At 26.9% G+C, this 12,480-nt stretch carries 8 protein-coding genes and 1 CRISPR repeat array; of the genes, 6 read left to right on the top strand and 2 right to left on the bottom strand.

The annotated features are described in order from the left end of the window. Nucleotides 1–41 precede the first annotated feature (41 nt). A complete protein-coding gene (locus tag KGF42_RS17385; RefSeq protein ID WP_227826773.1) occupies nucleotides 42–2,399 on the top strand; it encodes an HAD-IC family P-type ATPase in 2,358 nt (785 codons plus the stop codon). 86 nt (nucleotides 2,400–2,485) lie between these two features. Here KGF42_RS17385 and KGF42_RS17390 read toward each other — a convergent pair whose 3' ends face one another. Next, nucleotides 2,486–2,803 carry a pyrimidine/purine nucleoside phosphorylase gene (locus KGF42_RS17390; RefSeq protein WP_227826774.1) on the bottom strand — a complete coding sequence of 106 codons (318 nt, stop codon included), beginning with the start codon at nucleotides 2,801–2,803 and terminating at the stop codon, nucleotides 2,486–2,488. A 314-nt stretch (nucleotides 2,804–3,117) separates the two neighbouring features. On the opposite strand from KGF42_RS17390, the gene KGF42_RS17395 reads away from it, so the two are divergent. The 5 genes from KGF42_RS17395 (at nucleotide 3,118) to KGF42_RS17415 (ending at nucleotide 9,315) form a co-directional block, all read left to right on the top strand. Continuing rightward, nucleotides 3,118–3,798 carry a response regulator transcription factor gene (locus KGF42_RS17395; protein WP_227821757.1) on the top strand — a complete coding sequence of 227 codons (681 nt, stop codon included), beginning with the start codon at nucleotides 3,118–3,120 and terminating at the stop codon, nucleotides 3,796–3,798. 88 nt (nucleotides 3,799–3,886) lie between these two features. Next, nucleotides 3,887–5,272 carry a sensor histidine kinase gene (locus KGF42_RS17400; RefSeq protein WP_227826775.1) on the top strand — a complete coding sequence of 462 codons (1,386 nt, stop codon included), beginning with the start codon at nucleotides 3,887–3,889 and terminating at the stop codon, nucleotides 5,270–5,272. A gap of 197 nt (nucleotides 5,273–5,469) precedes the next feature. Beyond that, nucleotides 5,470–6,345, top strand: a complete 876-nt coding sequence (locus KGF42_RS17405; RefSeq protein ID WP_227826776.1) for an ATP-binding cassette domain-containing protein — start codon at nucleotides 5,470–5,472, stop codon at nucleotides 6,343–6,345. After that, nucleotides 6,345–8,588 (top strand): M1 family aminopeptidase, encoded by a 2,244-nt coding sequence (locus KGF42_RS17410; protein ID WP_227826777.1) that lies wholly within the window; start codon nucleotides 6,345–6,347, stop codon nucleotides 8,586–8,588. The genes KGF42_RS17405 and KGF42_RS17410 overlap by 1 nt, the downstream gene beginning before the upstream one ends. After that, on the top strand, nucleotides 8,581–9,315 hold the full coding sequence (locus tag KGF42_RS17415) for a hypothetical protein (RefSeq protein WP_227826778.1): 735 nt from the start codon (nucleotides 8,581–8,583) through the stop codon (nucleotides 9,313–9,315). Before KGF42_RS17410 ends, KGF42_RS17415 begins: the two co-directional genes overlap by 8 nt. Nucleotides 9,316–9,579: 264 nt before the next feature. Here KGF42_RS17415 and KGF42_RS17420 read toward each other — a convergent pair whose 3' ends face one another. After that, nucleotides 9,580–10,857, bottom strand: a complete 1,278-nt coding sequence (locus tag KGF42_RS17420; RefSeq protein ID WP_227821762.1) for an amidohydrolase family protein — start codon at nucleotides 10,855–10,857, stop codon at nucleotides 9,580–9,582. 693 nt (nucleotides 10,858–11,550) lie between these two features. Further along, nucleotides 11,551–11,843: a CRISPR direct-repeat array (repeat unit 29 nt; unit sequence GTTTTATATTAACTATGTGGTATGTAAAT). Nucleotides 11,844–12,480: the final 637 nt, after the last annotated feature.

Below are 12,480 nucleotides of genomic sequence, written 5' to 3' on the forward strand. Positions count from 1 at the left end.
GCTTTGAGTATAAAAAAGCATTAAGTTGAAAGGAGTAGAATATGGATAGTGTTAATTTAAAAAGATATAATTGTGATATAAATATTGGATTAAATGACAAGCAACTTCAAAGTAGAATAGATGATAATTTAATTAATGTATTTGATAGTGGAAAAACTAAAACATATAAACAAATTTTTAAAGATAATATATTTACACTTTTTAATCTCATAAATATTGTCTTAGTCTGTCTATTAGTTTCAGTTGGTTCTTTTAAAAACACCTTATTTATATTTATTGCTGTAATTAATACTATTATAGGAGTAATTCAAGAAATAAGAGCTAAAAGATTATTGGACAATCTATCTGTTATAGTTTCAAATAAGGTATCTGTTATAAGGGAAAAAGAGAAAAAAGAGATTGATGTGCAAGACTTAGTATTAGATGATATTATGATTTTAAAAACAGGCAATCAAATTTGTGCAGATTCAAAAGTTCTAGATGGAAAATTAGAGGTAAATGAATCTCTGATTACAGGAGAATCTAATATTATTGTAAAAAATAAGGGTGACTTCTTATATTCTGGTAGTTTTGTAGTTTCTGGAGAAGCTTTTGTAAGAGTTGAAAATATAGGAAAAGATAATTATGCAAATAAGATAGCTAATGATGCCAAGACTTCTAAAAAACATAATTCTCAGCTTAGAAATTCATTAAATGCAATATTAAAAGTTGTTGGTATAATAATTATTCCTCTAGGGATTATATTATTTGCAAAGCAACATTTTGGAAATGGAGATTCTATAGCTACGTCTGTAGTAGGTACTGTGGCAGCTGTAAATGGTATGATACCAGAAGGTCTAACTCTACTTACAAGTATTGCTCTAGCTGTAGGAACTATAAAGCTTGCTAGTCATAAAACTTTAGTGCAAGAATTATACTGTGTAGAGACTCTTGCTAGAGTTGATACATTATGCCTTGATAAAACAGGCACAATTACAGAAGGTAAAATGCAAGTTGATGATGTGGTAATGTTGGAAGAAGTAGATATTAATGAAATAATGGGGAATATATGTAATTCTCTTAAAGATGATAATGCAACACTAAATGCAATAAGAGATAAATATAATATTTCAGATACATATAAAGTTAAGAATCTAATACCATTTTCGTCAGAAAGAAAATACAGTGGAGTTACCTTTGAAAACAGAGGTATATATTTACTAGGAGCATTTGAGTTTATATTTAGAGAAAAATATAAACAACTTAGAGCAGAGGTTGAAAGATATTCTAAAAAAGGAAATAGAGTAATAGTTTTAGCTCATAGTGATTCTTATATGGAAGATAACAATATACCCAAAGATATAAAACCACTAGCTTTTATATTGATATTGGACAAAATTAGAGATGAAGCTAAGGAGACTTTAGAATTCTTTTATAATGAAGGTGTAGATATAAAAATTATATCTGGGGATAATCCAATAACAGTAAGTGAGGTGGCTAGAAAAGCAGGTCTTAAAACAGCTAGTAATTTTATTGATGCAACAACACTTAAAGATGATAAAGATATATATGAGGCGGTTGATAAGTACAGCGTTTTTGGTAGAGTAAGTCCACAACAGAAAAAACAAATGATTTTAGCATTAAAAAAACAAAATCATACAGTAGCTATGACTGGAGATGGTGTAAATGATGTGTTAGCACTTAAAGAAGCTGATTGTAGTATCGCCATGGCATCTGGAAGTGACGTTACTAAAAATATTTCTAATTTAGTTTTGTTGGATTCAAACTTTGCATCAATGCCAAAAGTTGTTATGGAAGGAAGAAGGGTAATCAATAATATTCAAAGAGCATCTTCTTTGTTCTTAGTAAAGACAATTTTTTCATTCTTCTTGTCGCTGTTAACATTATTCTTCTTCAGTAGACAGTATCCATTTGTGCCTATACAATTGTCACTGATTGGTGCTGTAACAGTGGGTATACCATCATTCTTCTTAGCCCTTGAAGCAAATAAAAGTAGAATTTCAGGAAACTTTTTACTCAATATATTAAAAAATGCTTTACCAGGAGCACTATGTGTGACAGTAAATGTAATTATTGTTTACAATATAGTTGAATATTTAGGTTATAGTTCAAGTGTATTTTCTACAATGTGTGCTATATTAACTGGTATATGTGGTCTTTTGATATTAAGACAACAATGTCTACCATTTAATAAAGAAAGATTATTTTTAATTGTAAGTATGACTATTGCATTTGTTGTTGGAATTCTATTTTTAGGTGGATTATTCTCATTTGTAGCATTGAATAGAGAATTAATTCTCATAACTATGGCACTAGCAGTATTAATGCCAATTATGATAAAAGTTATGTTATTCGTGTTGGATGAGATATTAGAGACAATAGTTCCAGATTTAAATTAACTTTAAATTGATAATAAAAAAGAGCGGTTTTTATTGAACTGCTCTTTTTAGATGTGTTTAATTTTATGTAAGAATATGTATTTTTATTAATCAGCTATATATGAGCAACAGTAGTCAACAACTTCATTAACTTTTAAATCAAAACTTGAATCACTAGGAACATTAAATTTTTGACCTTTTTTATAAGTTATAAACTCATTGCTTCCAGGTAGTTTTACATCCATACTTCCAGCAAGCATTTCCATTATTTCTTCTTCTCTAGTAGAAAAAGTATATTCTCCTGGTAACATCAATCCTAAAGTTTTTCTTTCTCCATTAGGCAGTATTATTACTCTACTACTTACTTTACCATCAAAATAAACGTTTGCCTTTTTTACTGCAGTAACATTCTTAAATTTACTCATTAGATAAAACCTCCAAAATTATTTGTACATATATATTATATAAAAATAATGTAAAAATTGCTATATATTTACAAATAAAATTTAGTATTTCTAAAAAAAATTAATAAAAATAAAATAAGGAAATGTTTTTAGAATAATAAATGGTAAAAATTTCATAGAAATATTATATTGAATTGATAATTTTAGCAATATATAATAGGAGAGGAGTTTATGAGAATTGCCTTATGCTACACATTAAAAACATAAAGATAATGTATAATCTAAATGTATATTATACAACCTAAAGTTTATAGTTATAGAAAGAGGGGATAAAATTGTCAAAGAGAATATTGGTCATAGAAGACGATATAGATATCCAAAATATAATAAAAACATTTTTAGAAAATGCAGGTTATACTATTATAACAGCAAATGATGGTCTTGATGGGATTGAGAAGTTTAAAAAACAACAATTTGATTTGATTTTATTGGATATCTTGATGCCAAAGATAGATGGTTTTGTAGTTTGTGAAATGATAAGAAATGAATCTAATATTCCAATTATTATACTTACAGCGTTGGATGAAGAAACAGACCAAGTAAAAGGATTTGAATTAAAAGTGGATGATTATATTACAAAGCCCTTTTCTACAATTGTTCTTCTAAAAAGAGTAGAGGCAGTATTAAGAAGAATCGGTGACAAAGAAGAAAATCATGAGGATAGGAAATTTTTATTATATAGAGATATCAATATTGATGTTGAAGGATATAAAGTTTTTGTTAATGGTAAAAAGATTGAATTGACTGCTAGAGAATTTGAAGTTCTAAAGGAATTAATAGAACACAAGGGTCGTGTACTTACTAGAGAAAATTTAATAAATAGCCTGTGGAAATATGATTTTTTAGGAGATGAAAGGGTTGTAGATACACATATAAAAAATCTTAGAAAAAAACTTGATGTGGATTACATAGAAACAATAAGAGGGGTAGGATATAGGATTGATGTATTGGATTAAGAAAAGTCTAAATAGAAAAGTTTTTTTAAGTACAACCTTGATACTTATTTTGTCCTGTACGCTAATTTATATATTTATCATGATGTCAATGCCCAAAACATATAAATCATACATAACCGATGATATCAAAAAAAATCTTGATGAATTTGTTAAAGTTATTAAGAATACTAAATATGAGGATTCAGCACCTAAATTTTATGATTTTATAATTGAAAATAATGTGTCTATTGATTTAGTGAAAAATGGAAAATCAGTAAAAATACCATCTGATATAAAGTATGGTAAATTAGATGATGAAAATATTATATCAAATAAGAAGCAAAAAGCTATATTCAATGAAGATAATTTTTTATCTAAGTACTTAAATAATCAAATTTCGGGAAGTAGCTATGTAAATGCTATATCCACTGAGATTACATTTAAAGATAGTTCAGATATATATATTCTCTCTATCGTACCAAAATTGATGGTAGTTGATGAAGCTTCTATAATTTTATTAAAATTGATACCAGTAGTCGCAATAATGATTTTGATAATATCACTAGTTACTGCATTTATTTATTCCAGAGTAATTACAAAACCTGTTGTCAAGATAAGTAACACCTCAAAAAAAATTGCACAGATGAATTTAGATGTTAGATGTGATATAGAAAGTAATGATGAAATAGGTTCTCTTGCTTTAAGTTTAAATGAACTTGCACATAATTTATCAATTACACTTAATAATCTTGAACATGCAAATTCAAAGCTTCAAGAAGATATTAAAAAGGAAAGAAAGAATGAAATAAGTAGAAGAGCTTTTTTTGTAGCGGTATCTCATGAGCTAAAAACACCAATTACGATTATAAAAGGTCAACTTGAAGGCATGATATATAATATTGGCATGTATAAAGATAGAGATACTTATTTAAGACATTCACTTAAGGTAATGGAAAGCATGGAAGAAATGGTACGTGAAATTCTTGATATTTCTCGTATGGAGTCATCTGGATTTAAATTAAATACAGTAGAAATCAATATGAGTTCATTAATACAAAAATCAATACAAAACTACTTAATATTAGCAGAAAATAAGAATATACATATTATTAGTGATATAGAAAAAAATTTATACTCTTTTGTAGATATAAAATTGATGAAAAAAGCTATTTCTAATATTATTAACAACTCAATTAAGCACTCAAAAAACGGTGCTTTGGTAAATATAAAATTGTACAAGAATAATGAATGTGGAGTTTTTGAAGTTGAAAATTCAGATACATTTATAGAAGAATCTGAGATAGAAAATATTTTTAATCCTTTTTATCGTGTAGATAAGTCACGAAGTAGACAATCTGGTGGAAGTGGTTTAGGATTGTATATTATTAAAATTATATTTGATATGCACAAGGTCAAATATAAAATTGAAAATACATCAGTGGGTGTAAAATTTACAGCTATATTTCCTATCGCATTAAAAAATATATTGAAGTAAATATTTTATAAATAAAATAACCCTATACTAAAATTTTAAAGTTAAATTTTAGTGTAGGGTTATTTTGAGTATAAACATGTATTTAAAAAGTATTTAGGTACCATATAAAAAACAAGGCAAGAACATATTAACTACATACTTCATTTATATAATAAAAAATGTAATAAGAAACTAAAAATATGAAAGGTGAGTGAAATATGAAAATCGATGTTAAAAATTTAAATATGACTTATAAAGCAGGAAAGGAAGCGCTAAAAAATATAAATATAAGCCTTGAAAGTCCAAATTTTATAGGTTTATTGGGTCCAAATGGAGCAGGAAAAAGCACTTTAATGAAGCTACTAACTTCAAGAATATTACAAACATCAGGTCAGATTTTAGTAAATGGTAAATCTCTTCAGCAGTGTGAGACAGAGTTAAAAAGTAAATTGGGATATTTACCACAAGAATTTGGTTTATATGATGAACTAACAGTATATCAATTTCTTGAATATATGTCAGTTTTAAAAGGTATTAATAAAAACACAAAAAAGATAATAGAAGAAGTTATTAATCAGACCAATTTATCAGAAAAAAGAAACTCAAAAATTAAAACCCTTTCAGGAGGACAAAAACAGAGAGTAGGTATAGCCCAAGCAATAATGGGAAATCCAGGACTATTAATACTGGATGAACCTACAGTTGGATTAGACCCTGAAGAGAGAATAAACTTCCGTAACTTATTTTCAAAAAATTCAAGAGATAAAATTGTAATATTGTCAACACATATTATAGAGGATGTCCAGTCAGTATGTAATAGACTAATCGTGATAAATAAAGGAAATGTATTGTTTGATGGAAGCTCAGAACAGTTAATTAAAAAAGCACAAGGACATGTTGGTATTTATGAAGATAAAAATGGAAAAATACATAGTGATAAAAAAAGTAAATTTAAAGTTACATCAAGTATTCTTACCACAACAGGAACTTCATATCGTATTGTAAGTCATAAACTTCCAGATTTTGCAATGTCTGTAGAACCATCCCTAGAGGATGCATATATGTTTTTAATATCTGAGGAGGAGATAAAGTAATGCAATCAATTAAATTTATCAAAGATGAGATAAAGAGGCTTTTTAGTTCAAAGATTACATGGACTTTCATATTAGTAATAGCATTGATACCAGGTTTATCAATAATAATGTATGAAATGCCTGAATTATTACTACAAAGTAATTTAGGACAAGAGCTTAGTTTGAGTGTACCTGTTTTACTTAATCCAGCAAAACTAGGGGCTTTAATAGGCGCAGTCTTATTTTCTATGTTTACAATATATGAGATGGATAATGTCTACAGAAGCAAAACTAATGGGATTATAGAAACTATCATGGATGCCAAAATTTTAAATCTAGCTAGGGTAATTTCTATTTTTGTATCAGCTATAGTATCTGTAATAATTTCAATGATTATCTGTCTACCATACTCTATCATTAAGATGAGTGAGGATTTTAGTTTAAATATTTATCTGATAAATTACTTAGTTTTAATGTTACCAGCTATATTATTTGGTATTTTACTTTCAGCTGGATTTTACTCTATAACAAGACGTATTGATTTAAGTATAATTATGTTACTTATACTAATATTTTTATCTATAAATGTAAAAGGTAGTTATCTTATTGATTGGGTACAGACAAAGGTCACTATTTACTCCTCTAGCTTTGGAAATGCTTTGCAATTAAGAGCTTTATATTGGAATAGACTGCTTTGGAGTTTCGTGTCAATATCAACTTATTTAATGGGTATAATATGTACAAGAAAATATGAAAAAAATATCTTTTCATCTATGATGTTTAATATTAAGAAAATATCAATATCAATTTTAACTGTAGTATTAATTGCTAGTTCTTATAGTATATATGCATTAGAACCGTATTATGATGATAGCCCTCCAACTAAAATGGAGAATGTAGTAGATAAGAAATCTGGTTCAGGTGTAGTTATGGCTACTAAAGAAGATGGAAAGTTAAATAAGGATATAAAATTAATTGATTCAAGTCTTGATATAAAAATAAATCCTAAGAAGGCAAGCTTGGATGGGAAAATAGAATATACTATGGAAAATAATAGTGGTAAAGAACAAAATTTGAAATTTGATTTAAATCCTGGATACAATGTTAAAGATATCAAGATAAATGGCAAAAAAGCTAAATTTGATATCTCTAAAAAGAAGCAACCAGAAGGGCGAATTAGTTTAGATACGACTAAAGAAAAAAATCTTAAAATTGAAATTGAGTATGGAGGTAAATTAATAAATAATCAATTGCTCGAAGAAATTCTTTCAGGAGATATAATAAGTGAAGAGAATATTAAGATAGTTGGTAGCTCAATATACCCAGAGCCTAAAATTGATGTTATGAATACAATGGAATCAATGATTCACGGTAACATCACTTTACCTACAGGTATAACACCTGTAATAAGTGGAATCAGTACAGAAAAGCTAAAAGTTGATAAAAAGAATAATGAATGTACATGGAAATTCAATACACAAGGAACTAGATTAACTATAATAGCTGCAGACTATGTAAAAAAAGATATACAAGCAGGTGGGATTAAGGTACAGTTTTATTATAATAGAAAGAATGAAGATAAGATAAACAAAATGAATGCAGAGAAAATTATAAAAGATTCTATTGCTTTTTATACGAAGCAATATGGAGAATTAGAGCCTTATAAAGTTATTCCACTTAAGTTAGTAGAAGGGGGAGCTACATCAAGCATTGGGACTGGAGGAAAAGCATATGAGAATATAAGTTATATGGATGAAAGTATTTTCAACCCAGGTGTATTTGAAAATAGTATAGGAGAAGGTGGTAATGGGGTTGAAGTTTTGGCACATGAAATATGTCATCAATGGTGGGGAATTATAGTACAAGTTGACCCAATGATATCACCTTGGTCATCAGAAGGTATAACAAATTATGCGACTAATAAGTTTATGGAGTATGAATATGGAAAAGAGTATAGTAAAAAAACCATAGACAATTGGAAAAAAGAAAATGATAAACTTAAGAGAAATTTCTATATGAATAATCCACAGTATCTAGAAAAGTTACCTGAGAACTATGTATTCAATATTTTATCACCTAATTCTATGAGACTTCTTTACAACAAAATGCCACTACAACTTTTAAAGGCGGAGGAGATTTTAGGTCAAGATAAATTTGAAACTATTCTCAAAAGTTTATATGATAAATACAAGTACAATGTATTAAAATATGATGATTTCTTAAAAGCTTGTAATCTTACAGGGGAGGAATTGAATCTTGAATAATTTAAAAATAATGAAATATGAAATGAAGAGACTATTATTTTCTAAGGTATATTTAGTTTTACTATTAATAACAGGATGGTTCTCCTACAATGTTCTTAAGACAAAAACAATCTATGGTTTAAATGATACAGCACCATTTTCAGAGTGGAGCTATTCAAGTTTTTTACTTGATGTAAATCCATTTTTACTAGTTATAGTTCTTATGTTTTGTACATATATATTTTCAAAAAAAGAAGAAGCAGTAAGGACAATTACTATGACAACTAAGATAAAGCCTACAACATATTTTTGCTTAAAAAGTATTACAATAACAGTTGCATATCTTCTAACAGTTGCAATTGTAATTGCGATAAGTTTTATTTTTTACAATAGAGTATTTCAATTCAATAACTTTGGTCAGTTTGTACAGCCTATATTTCTTATTTTAATACCATCTGTATTATTTGTATTAGGGATTGGCATGTTTATTGGTAATATAAATGGAAATTTACTATATATTTTTATTCCAATAATATTCCTTATAACAAATTCTGGTGCACTATCTATTATATCTGGTAAGAGTCTAGTAAACTCTATACTGGAGAGTAAAGTTGCAGATATGATGGGGAATCTTGCATTTAATATTCCACAGGGATTTGTAATCAGTAGAATATCACTTGGAGTGATAGGTATACTCTTAATAGTTAGTGTATGTAAAGCATACAGCAAAAGTAAAAATAAAGTTTAAAAATGCTTACAAAGAAAAAATTGATTAGTTCTATAAAATCATAATTATTTTTTTAATATTCGGATGTATATAGATAATCTAAGATGTGAACAGGGGATTATATTAAGGGAAATATGATATAATTACTAAAGTTATAAATAGACTAAAGAAAAAGAGTATATTTTAACCTATAGTTTTTTAGGTTTAAAATATACTCTTTTACTAATTATAGTTATGTAAATTAAACAGATTATATAAACAAATTCTATATAATCAAAATTTTTATTATAATTCTATATTAGGTTCTTCAATTAATTTTCCACATACATATCTATGAATGATATTCCTATCATCACCAACATATATAAATCTTTCAAGTCTTTCAAGTATAGAATAATTGGCATGATTTAAATCTGAATCATCAATAATCAATGCATCAAAATCATACTCTTCTTCAAAGCTACCAACTTTTCCAAAGAAACTTCCACCACTTTTGGTTGCAATATAAAAAGCTTCAGACAAAGATAGGAAATTACACTTCTTACCAGAATTCACCCAATATAATTTAGATAATTGTATTGCAGATACCATTGCTTTAAATATTGATAATGTATGTCCACCACTTATATCTGAACCAAGCGCTAATCTAATATTATTATCAATTAATTTTCTGATAGGCATAGCACCACTACCAACATTAAAGTTAGAAGCTGGGCAGTGAACTGCCATAACATTATTTTCTCTCATTAAATCTATTTCTTCCTGAGAACAATGAACACAATGAGCCATTAGAGTAGGAGTTTGACCAAATAAATTATATCTATTATAGGCATCTCCATAAAATTTAGATTCGGGTTCTAAAGTTTTAACCCATTCAATTTCATCATGATTTTCAGATAAGTGTGATTGTATAGGAATATTATATTTTAAACATAAATCTCCTAAACCTTTTAAAAGTTCACTTGTACAACTTGGGATAAATCTAGGAGTTATGATTGGTTTTACAATAGAATCTGTATCACTATATTTGTTTATAATTTCTTCTGTATCAGTAATAGAATCATAAGTGTTTTCCAACAAAGTGTCAGGGCAATTCATATTCATATTTACTTTACCAACATATGCTCCAAGACCAACTTCTTTGAATATATCCACAAGTTTCATAGAAGCTTCTTTATGTACTGTTGCAAATACTGCTATTCTTGTAGTTCCAGATTTCCAAACTTCTTTTACAAATTTTTTATACATTTTCGTTGCATATTCTATATCTTCATAATTTGACTCTTCTGGAAATGTATAAGTTTCAAGCCATGGCAAAAGTTCTTTATCCATAGCCATTCCAAGATTTTTAAATTGAGAGGCGTGGCAATGAAGGTCATTCATACCAGGTATTATAAGTTTATCAGTGTAATTTACTATTTCTAGATTTTTATATTCTTTAGGTATTTCTTTAAAGATTCCTTTTACCTTGCCTTTTTCCAGTATAATGTAACTATTTTCAAATACTGTGAAAGTGTCTGAAGTTTTTGTGAAAATTATATTTCCTTTTAGTGCTTTTAACATATAAGTCTCCTTAGTTTTAGATTTGTTAATTTTAGTATATGTAAGTTATCTTTTGGTTTTATAAATTAAAATTTTACCATATGTATTATATCAAATCTGACTAATAAATACTATTAGATAATAGTATTTATTAGTAAAGTGTAGTTGTTTAGTAGTATTTATTATTATCTATAACTGACATTTAAGAAAAATATGATATTGACTGACATTGAACTGATATAAAACTGAACATTATTTAAAGAGAACATTACTTATATTCTCACATGCTTCCTTATTCATTTTATCTAAAATGTGAGAATGGCTATTCATAGTTATTTTTATATCAGTATGTTCTAATTTAAAAAAAATTGTTTTTATGTTGGCTTCAGCTAGAAATATAATAAAGAAGTTAAAAGAAGTGTTGAATTTATGGGCAATTACACAGGAAGAATATAATAAGCATTTACAAACACGTAGGTGCTATTCAATTTATAAATTATTCTATTTTTATTTTATAGTATAAATTTTATGATATAATAAAAATATAGAAGTTTTGCAGTGACCGGTATTTATGCTAAAGTATGCTTTAACAGTTGAAATATAAGGTCTTGAGAATGTTTGAGAACTATTATCAATTGCACTATTGCTCGCTCACTGCAAATTTAAGAGAGTTGTATGTGTATAAGTATTGGAAATGCTCAATTTATTTTGAGGGTTTTATATTAACTATGTGGTATGTAAATTTCTTTTATTACAGCATTTTCAACATTTTGTACAAAGGTTTTATATTAACTATGTGGTATGTAAATGATACAGCATTTGCTATATCCTTGAGTGAATCATCATGTTTTATATTAACTATGTGGTATGTAAATAAGGCAAACTAAAAGGAAATTTATTTTTTATATTTTGGTTTTATATTAACTATGTGGTATGTAAATTTAATAAAGCTATTGATATAGCTATAAAAATATTAAGGTTTTATATTAACTATGTGGTATGTAAATCTAGATATGAATATTTAGAGGATTATTCGTACTTTCTGTTTTATATTAACTATGTTATATAAAATATTATAAGCCATATCAAACATAAAATTTATATGTTATAGGTGAAGGAATATGCAATAAGATAAGCTTTATGAATAAAGAAAAATATAATATTCTAAAAGGGAATGATAGATTTTACACACTTTATAAAAAGTGTTAGATTTTATCAATGGATAGATTAGAAGGTAGCAATTAATTAGTTGTTACCTTCTTTTTTACTTGAAGTACTAATTCTATTAGCGTTTAATTATAAGTAGCTTATATAACAATATATCTCCTTCTAATTAAATAATAGGATACCAGTGTTATAATGGATACTAGTATCATAGCTATCATTGCAATATATGAACTTTTTATTAATAAACCCATCATTATGTATTCTAAACCTATCAAATAGTGGTAAAATATTTCTAGTTTCATGGTTTTTTCTCTATCTATATTTCCATATTTTAATTCTAATTTATTGAGATATTTTTCACTACAATAATTAGTTTTGTGTTTAATAAAATATCTTATTGTAGTACCTACTATGTTTCCTATTGCAATAAGTATAAGTAAAATATTCCAAGAATTCGTATAGTATCCTCTCCTTTAC

Source organism: Clostridioides sp. ZZV15-6383 (genome assembly GCF_020657735.1).
In the GTDB taxonomy this organism is placed as follows: Bacteria; Bacillota; Clostridia; order Peptostreptococcales; family Peptostreptococcaceae; genus Clostridioides; species Clostridioides difficile_D.

Coding starts and splice junctions, on each gene's coding strand:
- KGF42_RS17405 (WP_227826776.1), top strand. CDS start 5,470: ATGAAAATCGATGTTAAAAATTTAAATATGACTTATAAAGCAGGAAAG.
- KGF42_RS17420 (WP_227821762.1), bottom strand. CDS start 10,857: ATGTTAAAAGCACTAAAAGGAAATATAATTTTCACAAAAACTTCAGAC.
- KGF42_RS17410 (WP_227826777.1), top strand. CDS start 6,345: ATGCAATCAATTAAATTTATCAAAGATGAGATAAAGAGGCTTTTTAGT.
- KGF42_RS17390 (WP_227826774.1), bottom strand. CDS start 2,803: ATGAGTAAATTTAAGAATGTTACTGCAGTAAAAAAGGCAAACGTTTAT.
- KGF42_RS17400 (WP_227826775.1), top strand. CDS start 3,887: ATGCCCAAAACATATAAATCATACATAACCGATGATATCAAAAAAAAT.
- KGF42_RS17385 (WP_227826773.1), top strand. CDS start 42: ATGGATAGTGTTAATTTAAAAAGATATAATTGTGATATAAATATTGGA.